The organism is Actinoallomurus sp. NPDC050550 (assembly GCF_040655075.1).
Taxonomy (GTDB): domain Bacteria; phylum Actinomycetota; class Actinomycetes; order Streptosporangiales; family Streptosporangiaceae; genus Actinoallomurus.
The window spans coordinates 19,069-36,377 of the sequence record NZ_JBFAJC010000086.1 but is presented as its reverse complement, the minus strand read 5'-3'; the positions used below and the strand labels follow the sequence as shown (position 1 = coordinate 36,377).

The 17,309-nt window shown below is 67.4% G+C and carries 14 protein-coding genes; 7 read left to right on the top strand and 7 right to left on the bottom strand.

Annotated features, from left to right (window positions below):
- Positions 1–245 (top strand): peptidase inhibitor family I36 protein (locus tag AB0I04_RS51955; protein ID WP_360903328.1); only part of this gene is annotated, 245 nt, incomplete at its 5' end.
- Between the two features lie 453 nt (positions 246–698).
- Here the strand turns inward: AB0I04_RS51955 and AB0I04_RS51950 are convergent.
- Positions 699–1,877 carry an ATP-binding protein gene (locus AB0I04_RS51950; protein ID WP_360903325.1) on the bottom strand — a complete coding sequence of 393 codons (1,179 nt, stop codon included), beginning with the start codon at positions 1,875–1,877 and terminating at the stop codon, positions 699–701.
- Positions 1,874–2,539, bottom strand: a complete 666-nt coding sequence (locus AB0I04_RS51945) for a response regulator transcription factor (RefSeq protein ID WP_360903322.1) — start codon at positions 2,537–2,539, stop codon at positions 1,874–1,876. Before AB0I04_RS51945 ends, AB0I04_RS51950 begins: the two co-directional genes overlap by 4 nt.
- A gap of 170 nt (positions 2,540–2,709) precedes the next feature.
- On the opposite strand from AB0I04_RS51945, the gene AB0I04_RS51940 reads away from it, so the two are divergent.
- The 4 genes from AB0I04_RS51940 (at position 2,710) to AB0I04_RS51925 (ending at position 6,340) form a co-directional block, all read left to right on the top strand.
- A complete protein-coding gene (locus AB0I04_RS51940) occupies positions 2,710–3,198 on the top strand; it encodes a hypothetical protein (protein ID WP_360903319.1) in 489 nt (162 codons plus the stop codon).
- A 66-nt stretch (positions 3,199–3,264) separates the two neighbouring features.
- Positions 3,265–4,338, top strand: coding sequence for a peptidoglycan-binding protein (locus AB0I04_RS51935; protein WP_360903315.1), 1,074 nt, complete (start codon positions 3,265–3,267; stop codon positions 4,336–4,338).
- Positions 4,335–5,072, top strand: coding sequence for an ABC transporter ATP-binding protein (locus AB0I04_RS51930; protein WP_360903312.1), 738 nt, complete (start codon positions 4,335–4,337; stop codon positions 5,070–5,072). The genes AB0I04_RS51935 and AB0I04_RS51930 overlap by 4 nt, the downstream gene beginning before the upstream one ends.
- A complete protein-coding gene (locus tag AB0I04_RS51925; RefSeq protein WP_360903309.1) occupies positions 5,069–6,340 on the top strand; it encodes an ABC transporter permease in 1,272 nt (423 codons plus the stop codon). Before AB0I04_RS51930 ends, AB0I04_RS51925 begins: the two co-directional genes overlap by 4 nt.
- A 460-nt stretch (positions 6,341–6,800) precedes the next feature.
- On the opposite strand, the gene AB0I04_RS51920 is transcribed toward AB0I04_RS51925, so the two are convergent.
- From AB0I04_RS51920 to AB0I04_RS51900, 5 genes are read right to left on the bottom strand one after another with little or no spacing between them, the layout of a single operon-like run.
- Positions 6,801–9,173 carry an Ig domain-containing protein gene (locus tag AB0I04_RS51920; protein ID WP_360903306.1) on the bottom strand — a complete coding sequence of 791 codons (2,373 nt, stop codon included), beginning with the start codon at positions 9,171–9,173 and terminating at the stop codon, positions 6,801–6,803.
- 39 nt (positions 9,174–9,212) lie between these two features.
- Complete coding sequence (locus tag AB0I04_RS51915; RefSeq protein ID WP_360903303.1) at positions 9,213–10,484, bottom strand: Gfo/Idh/MocA family oxidoreductase; 1,272 nt, start codon at positions 10,482–10,484, stop codon at positions 9,213–9,215.
- On the bottom strand, positions 10,481–11,296 hold the full coding sequence (locus AB0I04_RS51910) for a carbohydrate ABC transporter permease (RefSeq protein ID WP_360903300.1): 816 nt from the start codon (positions 11,294–11,296) through the stop codon (positions 10,481–10,483). Before AB0I04_RS51910 ends, AB0I04_RS51915 begins: the two co-directional genes overlap by 4 nt.
- Complete coding sequence (locus AB0I04_RS51905) at positions 11,293–12,204, bottom strand: sugar ABC transporter permease (RefSeq protein ID WP_360903297.1); 912 nt, start codon at positions 12,202–12,204, stop codon at positions 11,293–11,295. Before AB0I04_RS51905 ends, AB0I04_RS51910 begins: the two co-directional genes overlap by 4 nt.
- 23 nt (positions 12,205–12,227) lie before the next feature.
- On the bottom strand, positions 12,228–13,505 hold the full coding sequence (locus AB0I04_RS51900) for an extracellular solute-binding protein (RefSeq protein WP_360903294.1): 1,278 nt from the start codon (positions 13,503–13,505) through the stop codon (positions 12,228–12,230).
- Positions 13,506–13,600: 95 nt separating this feature from the next.
- Here AB0I04_RS51900 and AB0I04_RS51895 point away from each other — a divergent pair, with 95 nt between their 5' ends.
- Positions 13,601–14,698 (top strand): ROK family transcriptional regulator, encoded by a 1,098-nt coding sequence (locus tag AB0I04_RS51895; RefSeq protein WP_360903291.1) that lies wholly within the window; start codon positions 13,601–13,603, stop codon positions 14,696–14,698.
- Between the two features lie 635 nt (positions 14,699–15,333).
- Positions 15,334–17,259, top strand: a complete 1,926-nt coding sequence (locus tag AB0I04_RS51890) for a beta-galactosidase (RefSeq protein ID WP_360903288.1) — start codon at positions 15,334–15,336, stop codon at positions 17,257–17,259.
- Positions 17,260–17,309: the final 50 nt, after the last annotated feature.

Sequence of the window (17,309 nt, the reverse complement as noted above, 5' to 3'; positions counted from 1 at the left end):
GAAAGTGCGTCAAGAACAGCGCCGCCTCAGTCTGGAACCGCAGCAGCAAGACCGTCCGGGTCTACTTCAACAGCAACTACGGCGGCAGGTACCAGCCGCCCGTCCGGCGCTACCGCCACTCCTCTGACACCGGCTGGAAAGGCGTACGCGCCGATCTGCTGCCCTGCGGTCGCGTCCCACACCTGCACGGTTCTGTCACCGCCTCCAGCGGCGACGACAAGGCGGCCGTCCCTGAGCCGCACTGACGCTGTGGCTCGGCTGATCCATCGTCGGTTGGACAGCTGATGCGCAGTTGGTTTCGACGCTCTCATCTAGATGATGTGGCGACCTGTCCCGGGGCGCCGAGGCGTACCTGCGAATGTGGCAGCGCGCCACGGCGCGAGACCAGACAGACGCTCGAGGCCGCTGAAGAAGATCTACACCGCGTCCGACGCCGACGCCGCGTTCACCACGCTGGCCGCCTTCGCTGACTCCCCGCTCGGACGCAAGTACCCCCAGGCGGTCAAGGAAGCGCCTACCTTCCGGCCCAGGCTGGCTAGTTCCCCGGCGATCCGGCGGAACCCCACGTCGGATTCTCCGCCGCCAGACGCAGCACCAGCGCGCGGATCATCGGCCGGATCGGCGGGCGCCCCGGCGTCGTCCGCTTGTCCTCACGTGCCTGTGCGTCTTGTCCGTCATGGAGATCCAGAACCCTCAGGTCACGTTTCGGGCCACGGCCTGAGTCGGGGACGCAGGTCTGGGAAGGTGACGCGGATGCTCAGGCCGCCACCTGGGTTGGCCTGCGCGGTGACCTCGCCGCCGTGGGCGTGGGCGATCGAGGAGACGATGGAGAGCCCAAGGCCGGTGCCTTCCCCGCGTGTGTGACGGCGAGGGTGCATTCGTCGGAACGGTTCGAAGAGGTGGGGGATGACGTCGGCGGGCACGGTCGGGCCGGTGTTCCGTACCTCGAGCGCCTCCTCGTCCAGGCGGACGTGGACCCTGCCGCCAGGGACGTTGTAGCGAAGCGCGTTCTCCACGAGATTGCGTACGAGGTGTTTGAAGAGAGTCGGGTCGCCGTTCAGCCGCATCGCCTCGACCTGTGTCTCCACTGTGACGTCACGATCGGAGGCCATGGTCGCGTGCTCGGCGACGACGGCCGTCACCACCTCGTCCGCGTCGATGGGTTCGGGCCGGTCCAGACCCTGGTCGCTGGTCGACAGCAGCAGGAGGCCCTCGATGAGCCGTTCGCTGCGGTCCGCGACGTTCAGCAGTTTGTCGCGTACCCGCGCGACCTTGCTGGGGACGGGGCCGGCCAGGCCGATCTCCAGCGCCGCCCGTTGCACGGCGAGCGGGGTTCGCAGCTCGTGCGCGGAGTTGGCGACGAATCGTTGTTGCGCGCTGACCAGGCCCTCCAGCCGGTCCAGCATGGCGTCGAAGGTGTCGGCCAGGTCCTTGAGCTCGCCAGGCGGGGCTTTGAGGGCGATGCGGTCGCTGAGGTTCTCACCGGACAGGCGCCGCGCGGTGGCGGTGATCGTGTGAACGGGCCGCAGCACGCGGCCGGCCATCCACCAGGCCAGGAACACCGACACGGTCGCGAAGACCGCGAGCGAGACGAGCGAGACGATCAGCAGTTGTTGATAGGTCGTGTCCTTGGCGGCGGTCGTGGCCGCAAGGCTGATCGCGTCCGCCTGGGCCCGGCCCACCCACTGAGGCGCAACTACGGACGTCGGCCGGGCCGACGCGGTATCAAGCGGGACCGCCTTCGTAATGGCGATGGGCAGGCGGTCGGCAAGGGACTGGCGCATCAGGAAGTAGACCGAGGCGACCAGGCCGCTACCCGCGACGAGCAGCAGCCCTCCGTAAAGGGCCGTGAGCCGGGCCCGCGCAGTGATCCTCATCCGCTCGTCTTCATGCGGTAGCCCGAACCTGGCACGGTTTCGACCACCGGGGGCAGACCGAGCTTGGACCGTAGCTTGCTGACGGTCACCCGTACGGCGTTGGAGTTATAGCTGATGTGCTCTTCCCAGGCCTCTTCGATCAGGTCATCGACGCCGATCACCATCCCGTCTGCCCGCATCAGCGCCTCGAGGACCGCGAACTCCTTGCGGGACAGATCGAGCCGGCGGCCGTCGCGGTACGCCTGGCGGCGCGGGATGTCCAAGACGACCCCGGCTCGTTCCATGACCGGAGGCAACGCGGGCCGGGCGCGCCGCCCCAGAGCCAGCACGCGGGCGACGAGCTCGTCGTATGAGAACGGCTTCGGCAGGTAGTCGTCGGCTCCCAGGCCGAGGCCGTCGACCCGGTCCCGTACGGTGCCGGAGGCCGTGAGCATCAGGATCCGCGTCAGCCGGCCGCTGTCCACGACCTGGCGGCAGACCTCGTCGCCGTGCACCTCGGGAAGGTCCCGGTCGAGCACGAGGACGTCGTAGTCCATCGCCTCCAGCCGGCGCAGCGCCTCGGCACCGTCATTCGCCACGTCTGTGGCGATCGACTGTGTCCAGAGCCCTTCGGCGATCAGTTCTGCCAGGTACTCGTCATCCTCCACCAACAGCACGCGCATGCCGCCAGGTTTACCTGATCAGGCATTTCGAAAAGATAAATCGGCTCGAACCGTCCGGATTAAGGAAACGAAATATCAGGCCTGGTCAAGCTGGGGCGAAGCCGGGTCATTCGCGGTCCGGCGCGACTGGGAGGAAACACACCATGCTCAGTAGTCGGCACCGTCTGCGCGTGCTCACCGCGGCCTCTGCCCTGGCCGCTCTGGCCATCCTCGGCACCGCCTGCGGCGGCGGCCACTCCGGTGAGAAAGAGTCCAAGGGAGCCGCCTCCGCCGGCTCCGGTGCGTCCGGGAACGGGGCCGAAGCCAAGGACCAACAGGTGAAGTTCGCCCAGTGTATGCGGAAGAACGGCGTCAACATGCCTGACCCCAAGCCCGGCAGCAACGACACACAAGGGATCGCTGTCGGAGGGAACGGTGCCAACCCGGAGAAGCTCGAGAAGGCCATGAAGGCCTGCCGGGACGTCGCCGGCATTTCGGCGCCCAAACCGCTCACGCCGGAGCAGAAGGACAAGATGATCAAGTTCGCGGCCTGCATGCGCGAGCACGGCATCAACATGCCCGACCCGAAGTTCGATGGCGGGATGGCGCAGGCTCTTCCCAGCAGCCCGGACAAGGACAAGTTGGACAAGGCCACCAAGGCCTGCGCCAAGTTCCAATGACCCCCACGCGGGAGACGGTCGTACCGGCCGCGGGACACGTCATCGCACGGATCAAGGAGCAGGTTGATGAAACGGAAGACGATCATTGGCGGTGCGGCCGTCATGGTCGTCGTCGCAGCCGGGGTGGGGGTCGCCCTCAACGTGAGTGTCGGCGGCGGTTCGGGGGCGCGTTACCGGCCGAGCGTGTCCACGGGCACGGCCCCCGTGGAACGCGGTGATCTGAACGACAGCACCTCGGTGGACGGCACGCTCGGCTACGGGGGCGAGCGCAAGCTCATGGCAGGCGCCGCTGGCACGGTGACCTGGGTCGAGAGCTCCGGCTCCACCGTCCGCATGGACGCCAAGCTCTACGAGCTGGACGGACGTCCCGTGCGGCTGATGTACGGGACACGGCCGATGTACCGGCAGCTCAAGACCGGAGACGAGGGCCCGGACGTGCTCCAGCTCGAGAAGGACCTCAGCGCTCTCGGTTACGGCGGCGGCCTGACCGTGGACCAGAAGTTCACCGCGACCACGGCCGACGCGATCAAGCGCTGGCAGCGCGGCCACGGTACGAAGGCGACCGGAACGATCGGACCGAGCGACATTATGTTCGCGCCAGGGCCGGTCCGGGTCATGAGCCGCGACGCGGCGCCGGGTGATCGGGTCGCGGCTGGCCGGCCGATCGTGACGTCCTCCAGCACCGAACGGGTCGTCGATCTCAAGCTCACGCTCGATCAGGTGAGCCTGCTGAAGAAGGGCACGAAAGTCACCGTCGAGCTGCCCGGCGGCCGTAACACCAAGGGCACCGTAGGTTCGGTCGGCACCACGGCGACCAAGGACAGGGGGGACGGGGGAGACGGCGATCAGGGCAAGGCCAAAGTCAACGTGGTCGTCGAGCTCGACGACCCCGGTGAAGCCGGGAACCTCACCCAGGCGCCGGTGACCGTGAACATCACGACCCAGACAAGAAAGAACGTCCTCTCGGTCCCCGTGCAGGCCCTGCTCGCGCTGCCCGGCGGCGGCTATGGCATACGGGTGGTCGGCGGCGGAACGCCCCGTACGGTCAAGGTCGATCTCGGCATCTTCGGCGAGGGCCGCGTCGAGGTGACGGGCCAAGGCATCAGCGAAGGCATGAAGGTCGAGGTGCCCAAATCATGATGCCGACGCGGCTGGACCGGCCAGGCGGCGACTACGTCGGCGAGCCTGTCGTTGAGCTCGTCGGCGTACGGAAGGAGTATCCCGGGGGCGTCGTCGCGCTCGCCGGGGTGGACCTGATCATCCGGCGCGGGGAGATGGTGGCGATCGTCGGGCCGTCCGGCTCGGGCAAGTCGACGCTGCTCCACCTCGTCGGGAGCCTCGACCGCCCGTCGGAGGGCTCGGTCCGGATCGCAGGCCACGAGGTCGCCGGACTGGCCGACCGCGAGCTGTCGGCCCTGCGCGCCCAGAACCTTGGATTCGTCTTCCAGTCCTTTCACCTCGCCGCCGGAATCTCCGCGCTGGGCAACGTCGCCGACGGGCTGCTCTACAGCGGCCTGCCGCTGCGCACCCGGCGGCGGAAGGCGGTGGCGGTACTCGAACGGGTCGGTCTCGCGGACCGCATGACGCACCGGCCGCACGAACTCTCCGGCGGCCAGAAGCAACGTGTCGCGATCGCCCGCGCGATCATCGGCGAACCCGCGCTGCTGCTGGCCGACGAGCCGACCGGCGCGCTGGACTCGGCCTCCGGCGAGACCGTGATGGCGCTGCTGCACGATCTGAACGCCGAGGGGACCACGATCGCCGTGATCACGCACGACAACGACATCGCCGCGGCGCTGCCCCGGCAGGTACGGCTTCGCGACGGGCTGATCGTGTCCGACTCGCGGGCACCGACGAGAACAGGCACCCGATGAGACCCGGAGACGGGCACACCCGTACGACGCCGCAGTCAGGCGACCATGACGGCACTCCCTCGACGCCGCGGCAGGGCAGGAGGCTCACCCCGGCCCGGCTCGCGACCGCCGACGTGCTGCGCACCGGATCGGTGGGACTGCGCACCCGGCCCTTCCGGGTGGTCCTGTCCGCTCTCGGCATCGCGATCGGCATCGCGACGATGATCTCCGTTGTGGGGATCTCGGCGTCCAGCAAGGCCAACGTGATGCGGCAACTCGATCGTCTCGGCACCAACTTGCTCGTGGCCACGCCCGGCGACTCGATGTTCACCGGTAAGAAGACCAAGCTCCCCAAGGGTGCCGAGACGATGGCGCAGCTGATCGACGGCGTCCAGCATGCGGGGGCCACCGGATCGCTGACGGGCACCGTGCGCCGCTCGAACAAGATCGACCCGGACGACACCGGCGGCATCAGCGCGCAGGCCGCCACCGAGGGCCTGCTCCAGACGCTGCGCGGCAAGATCCGCGCTGGGACGTGGCTGAACGCGGGCAACGGCCGATACCCGTCGGTGGTCCTCGGCTCGGTGACGGCAGAACGGCTGGGCATCAGTGAGATCGGTGAACAGGTCTTCATCCAGAACCGCTACTTCACCGTGGTCGGCATCCTCGACCCGCTGCCGCTGGCACCGGAGATCGAACGCTCCGCCCTGATCGGCTGGGAGGCAGCGCAGAAGTACCTCGGTTTCGACGGCCACCCGACCTCGGTATATGAGCGTTCCACCGACGCCGCCGTGACCCAGGTAGGTCACCTGCTTCCCCGTACGGTCAACCCGGAGAACCCACAGGACGTCAGGGTCACCGACCCGTCGTCGGCTCTGCAGGCCAAGGCCGCCGCGGCCGGCGGGTTCACGAGCCTGCTGCTCGGCCTGGGCGCTGTGGCGCTTCTGGTGGGCGGCGTCGGTGTTGCCAACACAATGATCATCTCGGTGCTGGAACGCCGACATGAAATCGGCCTCCGGCGCTCGCTGGGCGCGACCCGCGGACACGTACGGATCCAGTTCGTGACCGAGTCCCTGCTGCTCTCAGGCATGGGAGGAGTCGCAGGGGCGGTACTGGGCACCCTGGCCACCTTCGGGTACGCCACATCCACCGGCCTGCCACCGGTCGTCCCCCCCTGGGCGATCGCTGGCGGATTCGCAGCCACCTTGGTCATCGGCACCATCGCCGGCCTCTACCCGGCCGTCCGAGCCGCCCGACTCTCACCCACCATCGCCCTGCAGGCCGCCTGACCGGCAGCGAGCCGGCCTCGATGGCCGAGCGTAGAGGATTGAACAGGTCCACGATCGGGCGGATCTGACGGGACATCGGGCTCAAACCCCACCGCGATGGCGTCCAGTAACACGCTGCGCGCGTGCAGGCCGAGCGCGCGGACCTGCCTGGGCGGCTCCGCCCCCTTCTCCAGCACGAGTACCTCTGCATCCGCACCCGTCACGATGTGGAACCTCGCCGACCTGAACGCCCTCCGCAGGCAGCCGCTGGACCGAGCGTGCGCCGTCACCGGCCGAGGACTCGATCGCGCCGAACGCCGGCCATGCCCAGCGCACCGCCGAGGCCCTCTCGGTGCACCGGCAGACCCTGTTCACGTCTGCAGCGCATTCGGAGGTCTTCGCTTTGCTCGATGACCGGCGGTGTCCCGCCGGTCATGTCAATCGAGTATGGCTGGAAGCGGTACGGCTGTTCCCAGGGCGTTCAGGGGCGGACGGTCATCTGGTAGGTGGTCCGGGCGGCGGGCAGGCCGCCGGAGTCGTGGGCTGTGATGGTGAAGGTGGCCTTCGTGGCTCGGGTCGGCGTTCCGGTGATGCCGCCGGTGTCCTGGTTGAGAGTGAGTCCTTCGGGCAGAGCTCCGGCGGTCACCTCGTATCTGACGGTGGCTGGGGTGTTGGTGGTCACCTTCGTCTCGTAGAGCCGGTGCATTGTGGCTGTGGGAAGCGGCCCGGCGCTCAGCTGCGGGATGGGCGCTTTGACGGTCTGGGGTGAGCCGACGGGGTTCCCGCTGGCGTCGAGTTCCTGCAGGGTCCATTCCTTGGCGGGCTTGGCGACCGTGAGATGCCAGTTGGTCGACTTGTCGCGGAACCGGGCCTTCTGCTCTTCGGTGAAGGCACCGAGGTTGCGTGCGGTCTCCCACTGCTTGATCGCGTCCAGTACGCGCATGGTGTTCTGTCCGCCCGCGGTGAGGTTGGACACCGATGTCTGGAATCCGGCGCCCGCGTTCAGGCCTGCACCGCGTGCGAGTTTGCTTTCGACGCTGAGCAGGCTCTCCGAGCCGTGGAGGCTGATCCAGCCCAGCATGCCGGGTAGGAAGTTGGCCCGGTAGAAGTCGTTGTTGATGAAGACCTGGTCCATGGTGGTCACGCCGACCTCGCCCCAGCTTGCCCGGGTGAGTGCGTCCCAGGTGTTGGAGGTCATGCGGCTGGTCTCGGTGATGTAGCCGTTCTTGGCGCGGTTCTTTCGATAGGTGCCATTGATCAGCCGGGCCTGGCCGTAGTTCCCCCAGCCGGATTCGGAGGCGGACTCCACGCCGTCGTAGGAGTTGGCCATGATGCCCGTTCGGTTCCATGCGGTCGCGAAGCGGCCGGCGATCTCGTCGATGATGCCCAGGCCGCCGATCGCCCCGTCGTAGGAGTTGACGATCACGCGGGCGGCGCGGTCACCTGCGGCGTGGGCGGTCGCGGACGAACCCCACTGGCCTCGCCGCAGCCCGGTCACGACCCAGCCGTCTTGAGTCTTCTGCGCCGCGTCGTAGCCGATGAACTCGTCGCCGAGGCGCAGGAGCCTGTTGGACAGGCCGGGGGCGAACGGCGCGTCTGAGTCGAGGTACATGGTGGTGTCGCCGGGCGCCAGCGGACGGGTCAGCTTGGCGCGTCCTCCCGTCGCGAGCCTCGCGTCGGCGGGAGCAGGCGTCACATAGCGGTCGTTCGTGCTGATGAAGTCGGAGATGGTGTGCACGCCGAGCCGTACGCCGTTGGTCTTGGCCAGCTTCACCGCCTTGGCGGCCGCCTCGTCGCTGCCGCCGAGGGAGGAGTCGAACCGGTAGTGGCCTGTCGACGTCCAGGGGCCGACGGCGTTGGGCAGGGAGTAGATGTAGCCGATTCCCGCGGCCTTGGCGAAGCCGGCCGCCGCTGGGATGGTGTCAGTGCGCAGGTCGCCGAGCACGAGGAAGGACTGGCTGCTGGCCTGGGCCGTCTTCTGCCATTGTCCGTTCTGTCGCGGGTACGGCAGCCCTTGGGCCTTGGCGATATTCGACAGGACCGTCGGTGCCATGTCCGGCGGGGCCCCGAAAAGGGCGATCTTAGAACCGGGGATCTTCCCGGTGTTGCCGGGGAGCGGCCCGACAGGGATGCGGTGGCCGCCGAGGTTCTGTCGCTCGCGTTCCTTGGTGTAGTCGTAGGTGAAGGCGCGTAGAACCGAGCCCCAGCCGGTCTTGCCTGCGGCGCTCCATTCTTCGTGGGGGGCGACCTGAAGCCGGGAGGGGTTGTCCTCGACCTCGTTCTCCCAGCCGAACTGCTGGTACTCCTGGGGCCAGGCGCCTTCGGTCCGGTCGTTCAGTGGTCGCAGGCCGATGGCGAAGGTGGTGTCGCGGACCACGCCCACTGTCTCGCCGATCGTCTGCGTGATCGAGGTCGCTATCGGGCCCCAGAGAAGTGTCTGTACGTCCGCGCCCTTCGGCGCGTGGACCTCGGTCACCTCGAAGGTCGTGTAGCCGGCCCTGTTCTCCGTCTTCACCGTGATCTTGACACCGGCGGTCGCGTTGCTGAAGATCAGCCCGTCTCCGGCTCGCACGACTTTGGTCGGCCGTACCTGCTTGCCACCGATGACCAGGCTGACGAGGGGAGCGGACTTGCCGGGAGCCAGATGGTCGATTCCGGTCCTGGCGTCGAGCAGGCCGACCACTGTCCCCGCGGTGTCCAGTTTGATCGTCAGGTAGCCGGCGGTGATGTCGAAGCCCGCGTGGCGCGCGGGAGAACTCGGCTGGACGGTGTTTGCCGAGGCGGCAGCCATCGAGCTTAGCGGGAGGGTGAGGGCTGCGGCCGTACCGGCCGCGAGAATGGACAGGCGTCTCACTGGAATGTCTCCTTGGTCTGGGGGCTCAGGAGCATTGGCTCAGAGGGTGACGACGGTGCCCTCCCTCCGGGCGCGTTCGGCGGCGAAGACGACGCGGTGGCCGTCGACGCTGTCGTCGATGCCGGAGCGGATGAGGTCGGGGTGTCCGTCGTGGAGAGCGGTGACGAAGGAGCGGATCAGCGCCTCGTCGCCGCCGGCGTGCCCTTCGGCGGCGGAGGAGCCGTCGAGCGAGGTGTCGATCGTGGTCGTCCGTTCAGTAAGAAATTCGTACGTATGGATGAAGCGCCCATCGCCGGTGAGCTGGCCTTTGGTGCCGAAGATCTTGGTGTGCCGGTGTTCCACCGGAGTGAAAGCGGTCATGGTGAACGCGACCGTGACCCCGCCGGTGTACTCCAGGTTCACGATCTGGTGATCGACCGCGTCGTTGTCACTCGCCCACACACACCGGCCGTACGGTCCCTCGCGCAGCGCCGTCGTCACCGCCTCTTCGGTGAGTTCGCCGGCCATGATCCGCGTGAAGTACTGCCGGGTGCCGCCGTTGCGCAGGCCGTCTCGGTACATCCGGGTGGCGGAGTAGGCGCAGGTGTCCTGTAGCGGGCAGTCGACGCATCGGTCCGCCGCGTCGATGGGACGGTTCTCGGGCCGGAAGTAGGACAACGATCCGAAGGAGGAGACCCGGTGGACCGGGCGGCCGATCACATATCCCAGCCAGTCGATGTCGTGGCAGCACTTGGTGAGCAGCGCGGAGGAGGTGAGGTCGGTGCGCCGCCAGTTGCCCCGCACGTACGAGTGAGCGAAGTGGTAGTAGCCGATCGGCTCGAGGTGCTCGACGCTGACGATCTCACCGATGTCGCTGAGCGCCTTCATGAGTTCGGTCGTGTACCGCGTGTATCGCATCACGTGGCAGACGGCGAGCGTCACGTCGGCCTTGCGGGCGGCATCGCCGATCGCGATCACGTCCTCCTCGCTGGTGGCGATCGGTTTCTCGAGGAGGATGTCGTAGCCGAGGGCGGCGAACGCCTCGGCCGCCTCCCGGTGCCCGTCGTCCATGTTGGCGATCACGACGGCGTCCGCGAGGCGAGGCCGTGCCGCCAGGTCCCGCCAGTCCGCGAACGTTTCGGCGCGCGCATGCCGTACGGCGAAGCGCTCCCGGGCCGGCGGACGAGGCTCGGCGACGGCCACGACGGCTGCCCCGGCCTCCTCGGCGAGCGAGGCATAGGCGGCCCCCCGGGCGCCCGCCCCGGCGAAGGCGAGCCTGACGGGCCGGTCGAGCGGCACCCCGACGTGATCGCGCAGGTTGATGTGACTCATCCTTTGACGGCTCCCCCTGTGAGTCCCTTGACGAAGTGTTTTTGCAGTAGCAGGTAGAAGAGGAGGATCGGCAGCGAGGAGAGGAACATCAGCCCGAACATGCTGCCGAAGTCGCTTTGGTGCTGGCCGATGGCCCGGTAGATCCCGGCCGTGATCGTGGTGCCTCCGGCCGGGCCAAGAATGATCAGTGGGTTGAGGAAGTCGTTCCAGATCCACACCCCGAGGAAGATCAGAACGCTGGCGCTGCCCGGCCGCAGCAGCGGGAACACGACCTTCCAGAAGGTGGCGAACCGGCCTGCGCCGTCGATGGCCGCCGCCTGCTCCAACTCCACCGGGATCGACCGGATGAATCCGGCGAAGACGAACACTCCGAAGGGGATGTAGTAGCCGACGTTGAACAGGACCAGGCCGGAGATCGTCGCCATCAGCCCGGTCATCCGCAGGATCTGGGTGACCGGCACGAGGATCACCTGCGGCGGCATCATCAGACCGGCCAGCAGCACGAGAAGTGCGATGCGGGCGAATCGCGACCGGGTCCGGCAGACGTAGTGGCCGAGCATCGCCGACACGATCGTGAGCAGGGCGATCGACAGGCCGGTGATGATGACGCTGTTGAGCAGCCCGTTCCAGAACAACCGGTCCGGCCGCGTGAGCACACCGGTGATGTTCGCCAGCGTCGGCGGCACCGGCGGTGCCGCCGGGTTCGCGGTGATTTTCGGGCCTTTCTTGAAGACGTTGACGAGCACCAGGTAGAGCGGGGCGAAGAAGGCCGCCGCGACGATGAGCGCGGCCAGGGGGCGGCGCCAGGTCACAGGTCCACCTCCCGCTTCTGCAAGAGCCGGAGCGCTACGCTCGCCACGACCGCGATGACCACGAGCATGGTGATCGCCATGGCCGACGCCTCGCCGGTATGGCTCTGGGTGAAGGCGACCTGGATGATGTCGAAGGCGATCGTCGCCGTGGTCCCGGTGCCAGGGCCGCCCTTGGTGAGCACCTGAATGTGGTCGTATGCCTTGAACGCGGTGATCAGCAGCATCACCGTGTTGATGGTCAGCGACGGCGCCAGCAGTGGCCAGGTGACGTTGCGGAACCGGCGCCACGGCCCGGCGCCATCGATCTCGGCGGCCTCCAGCAGCGACTGCGGCACGCCCTGGAGCCCGGCGAGGTAGACGACGGTGCAGAACCCGAGCAACTGCCAGCTCATGATCGAGGCCACGGAGTACAGCGCCAGCCCGGGGTCGGACAGCCAGCCGGGCGGATGGGCCACGCCGAGCTGTCGCAGCAGGGTGTTCACCAGGCCGTCGTCGGAGAGCATGGTCATCCACACGATCGACACGACGACCGAGGACAACACCATCGGCACGAAGAACACGCTGCGCAACGCGTTGTACAGCCATCCGCGCCGGTCGAGCAGGAGCGCGACGCCGAGCCCGCCCACGTTCGGCACGACCACCACGATCAACGTCAGAACCGTCGTGACCCGCAACGATCTCAGGAAGTCCGCGTCGGTGAGCAGCTCGCGATAGTTCGCCAGCCCGACGAACCGTGTCTCGGTCACGAAAGGCCCCGCGTTGGTGAGGCTGTAGCCGAGGCTGAGCAGGATGGGGGCGAGCACGAAACAGGCGTAGACCAGCAGACCTGGCGCGCCGAAACCCAGGAAGTATCGCACCTTCGGCCACGGCGACCGGCGGGTCTGCCCGCGAGGTCGCGCGGCGGCCACGCGCCTCCGCTCCTGGGCGAGGGTCACTTGCCGCCCGCCTTCTTCCAGTCCTTGTCGAGCTCGGCGGTGACGGCGCCAGCGTCCTTGCCGCCGCCGATGATGTCCTGGGCCAGGGCGAATACCTGGTCCGGTACTCCGGTCAGCAGCGCATCGTCGCCGGTCTCGACCGTGAAGGCGTTCACGACGCCTTTGTCCCTCACGGCCTGGTTGTAGACATCGAGTGTCGCCTGGTAGACAGGGCCGGCCTTGGGCGGGTTGTAGCCCTTGATGGTGATGATCGCGCCGTCGCCTTTCACCAGCGCGTCGTTGTTGGCGGCATCCTGGTTGAACGCCAGCGCGAACTTCTTGGCCTCGGCCAGATGCTTGGAGTTGGCGTTGACGATGGGGCCGCCACCGGTATAGGCAGGCACGATCATCTTGCCGTCGTCGGTGGGGAACGGGAAGACGCCGATGTCGAACTTATGCGCCTTGCTGTCGGCCGCCGCGGCGAACCACGATCCCATCGGATACATCGCGCCCTTCCCGGACAGGAACGCCGCCTCCGTGCTGGGGTAGTCGCGGGACAGCCCGGACTTGTCGACATAGCCCTTCTTGACCAGGTCGACGAACTTGCCGGTGGCCTCCTTGAACAGCGGGTCGGCGAACCTGACCTGCCCGGCGCGTCGCCTGACGAGGAAGTCCGGCTGCTTGGGGTACACGTCGGTGCCGACCAGCGCGATCCACAGGTATGCCGCGGCGAAGGTGTCCTTGCCGCCGCCGCCGACCGTGAACGGCGTGATGCCCTTGGCTTGGAGTTCGGCCGCGTCGCCGAGCAGTTCCTTGTAGGTCTGCGGCGGCGAGGTGATTCCCGCCTCCTTGAACAGCGACTTGTTGTAGTAGACCAGCGGCGTCGGCTGGGTGTTGTACGGCAGCTGGTAGATCTTGCCCTTGATCGGGTTGGCATGCGGGAACTGGTAGTTCTTCAGCTCACTGTCCGTCCACGGCGCGAGCTTCCCGGACTCGGCGAAGCCCTGCGGGGAGACGGCTTGGAGGACGTCGGGGAACTGGCCTGAGGCCAGTAGCTGCTTGGCGTAGGCGTCCCGGCTGCCCGCGTCCGGCGCGACGAGCTTCTTGACCTTGATGTCGGGGTACCTGTCGGTCACGCGTTTGATCGCAGCGTCCCAGTACTGCGGCGTGAGGTTCGGCGTCTCGAACGTCAGGAACGTGATCTCCTTCTTACTGCCGTTACCCTGATCGTTCCCCGCGGGGGCGCAGGCGGCGAGCCCGACGATCAGTGGCGCGATGAGGACAGCCCTCTTCATCTGCGGCCTCCTGGCGTTGAAATATTTTTGATAGGACCTGTAATAATTAGGGTGATGGTCCAGCACGGCGGGCCATACGTCAAGAGGGGATTCAGATGAGCCTCACCGGTCAGGACCCCGCGTTGCTGCGGCGACTCAACGCGGCCGCCGTCCTGCGTGCTCTGTACGGAGCCGACGAGCTCACGCTCACCCATCTGGTGCGAGCCACCTCGATCTCCCGGTCGACGATCGAGGACGTGGTGGCCGGGTTGATCGACGAGGGCCTGGTGGAAGAGGCGCTCCCGGCCGCCGATGCTCCGCGATCCGTCGGTCGCCCGGCGCGCCGATTCCGGTTCCGCGCGACGGCCGGGCACGTGGTCGGGGTCGACATCGGACCGCATAAAGTCCTCGCGATCACGGCCGATCTCACTGGCAACATCGTCGACAGCCGGCGCACGACGGTCACTCCCGAGACGCCGCGAGACGAACGGCTCGCCGCAGCCCGTACTGTCATCAAGCGCAGCCTGCGCTCGGCCGGCCTGGGTGCCTCCGACCTCCGGGCGATCGGCGTCGCCGCCAGCGGCGTCGTCGATAAGGGTCGCGTCGTGATGAGCTCACGGCTGCCGGACATGACCGGTGCGGATCTTTCGCTGGCCGGCCTCGGTGACACCCCCGTCGTCGCGGGCAACGACACGAAGCTGGCGACGCTGGCCGAGCACTGGCAGGGAGTCGCCCGGGACTCCGCCGACGTCGTCTACGTGCACGCCGGCCGGAGCATCTCGGTCGGTCTCCTCCTCGGCGGACGACTGCACGCGGGGCGGCACGGCGCGGCCGGAGAGATCGGCGTCATGCACTCGGTCGGATGGTACGAGGCGTTCGACCGCTTCCAGCAGTACGGCGGCGCCGAGGCCGTACTCACCGATGCGCGGGTCGGATCGGACCAGGCGCTCGCGACGATCGACGCCTTCGCCACGGACCTGGCGCGTGGGGTGGGAGCGGTGGCGCTCACCCTCGATCCGGACCTGGTCGTCCTCGGCGGCGGCCTGTCCGCGTGGGGCTCTGTATTGATCGAACCGCTCCAGCGCGAGCTTTCCGGGCTATTGCTGTTCCCCGTCCGTGTCGAGCCGTCGACTCTCGGCGCCGACTCCGTCGCCCTCGGCGCCGTACGGCTGGCCCTCAACCACGTTGAGGACGAGCTGTTCGGCGTGTCCTAACGCCGAGATCCGGCGTCTCGCGGAACGAATTCCAAGGTTCACCGGCGGCGATGACCGTTACGGGCGGCACAGCGCACGAAACGCCACAGGCCGAGCCGGGAGGGCGCGGCCGCCGGTTCGCCTCGGCGACGTTCGAGGTCATACCACTGGCGGCCCAGGCGGCGGATCAACCCGGAAGACTCGGCTGCCGAATCCACTCCCAGGATTCACGACGCGTCCGAACGACCGCGACAATTGCGAGGCCAGAGCTGTGACGGTCGGGATCGTCGCATCGTTGTGCGATGCGGTCAACCCTTACGGGCGAAATAATGGTCCGACCACTTCTGGCCGCGGGCAGGGCGCTGCCACGCAGCGGCCGGGCGTGCATCGGCCACACCGGTGAAGGTCCGGGCCGGACGCCGACCTGCCCACAGTGGATATGAAACGCCTGGTCCGGCGTTGTCCCCCGGCTATTACGTACCGCTCTTCGATGACAGCGAGTGCGCGAGGATACGCGATGCGCAGCGCGACGCTCTCAACTCGCCGTGCTCATATGTGCTCATAAGCGGCCCGGATCGAGCATGGACAATCATCGGCTCTCGTAATAGCTTCCAGGCGCGGCCGTACCTGCCCGAGACATCACTTGGGAGACAATCGTGGACAGACGTCGCTTCCTGCTGGTCAGCACCCTGAGTTCACTCACGGCGATGGCGGCCACCATCGACCCGGCCTACGCGACACCAGAGGCTGAGCAGGGAGGGCACTCGTTCGGGTTCGCCGCCGACGGCAGTGAGTTCCTGCTCGACGGCAAGCCTTTCCAGATTCGTAGCGGTGAGATGCATCCCGCGCGTATCCCTGTCCGGTACTGGCGTCATCGCATCCGGATGGCCAAGGCCATGGGGCTGAACACCATCGCGCTGTATGTCATGTGGAACTACATCGAGGAACGGCCGGGCGTCTTCGATTTCCGCACCGACCAGCGGAACGTCGAGGCGTTCATTCGGCTGTGTCAGGCCGAGGGCATGTGGGTCCTGCTGCGGCCCGGACCGTACGTGTGCGGCGAGTGGGATCTGGGCGGGATCCCCCCGTACTTGTTGCGTCATCCGGACATCAAGCTGCGCGTCAAGACAGCCGACGATCCCCACTACATGGCGGCCGTCACGCGGTACATCAGGGAACTCGCACCAAGGGTCAGGCCGCTCCTGGTGGCCAACGGCGGGCCGATCCTGATGATCCAGATCGAGAACGAGTACGGCTCCTATGGAAGCGACGCGCAATACCTGGCCGAGCTGCGCCGGCTGTGGCTCGACAACGGCATCGGCGGGCCCTTCTACACCGAGGACGGGCTGGGGCAACTGCTGAACAACCACACCAGCGTGCCCGGCGGTGCGATCGCGCTGAGCGGTGGTGACGCGCCGTCGATCGCGGCGGCACGCAAGGCCTACCCATCGGTACCGGCCATGGCGGGCGAGGTGTATCCGGGCTGGCTGACCCACTGGGGGGACAGCACCTTCCAGGGCGCCGACTCTGACGTCTCAGAGACGATCAAGGGGTGTATGGAAGCCGGCCTGTCCTTCAACCTGTACATGCTCCACGGCGGCACCAGCTTCGGATTCTTCGCCGGGGCGAATGCCAACGACTCCTCCGGGCACTACCAGCCGGATATCACCAGCTACGACTACGAGGCGCCGATCAGTGAGCAGGGCGTGGGTACGGCCAGGTACCACACGTACCGCAGCCTGATTGGCGGTTATCTGACGACCCCACCGACGAAGGTTCCCGCACCGATTCCCACGATCAGCGGAATCTCCCTCACACCCGAGCCGTACGCGTCGCTGTGGGACAACCTTCCCACCGCGCTGCCGGCGGACCAGACCGTTCACCCGCGGCCGTTCGAGATGTACGGCCAGAATTCCGGATTCATCCTCTACCGCAGGAAACTCGCAGGCTATGCCGGCGGCACGCTGGACATCCGATGGGTGCACGACTACGCCACGGTCTTCCTCGACGACGCCTACGTAGGCGGCTTCTCCAGACCCTTGATCCCCGACGAGGTCGCCAACACCCTGCACGTGACGAACAACAACACACCCCTCGCGCTACCCCCGGCCGGCCAGGTCGGTGACCACCCGCGGCTGGACGTCCTCGTGGAGGGAATGGGCCGGACCAACTACGGCCACGCCCTGGTCGATCGCAAGGGGATCCTGGAATCGGTCGCCCTGCGCGACGCCGGATCCCTGACCGGCGACCTCACCGGCTGGGAGGCGTTCCTCCTGCCGATGGACGACCACTTCATCGCCACTTTGAAACGCGGCGCGCGGACCCCGTCGCGGCCCGGCATCTTCTTCCGGGCGACCGCACACCTCAGATCGGTCGGTGACACTTACATCGACGTGTCACGCTGGACCAAGGGCGTGGTCTGGGTCAACGGCCACAACCTCGGCAGATACTGGCAGATCGGCCCGCAGCGACGCCTCTACTGCCCGGCCCCCTGGCTCAAGCCCGGCCACAACGAAATCCTCATCTTCGACCTGCACCAAACCCAAGCCGAACCGATCACCTTCGAACGCACGCTCCACTGACCCACGCCGATCGGGCGGTCGACGGGACGAGAGCACTCACGAGCCTCGCA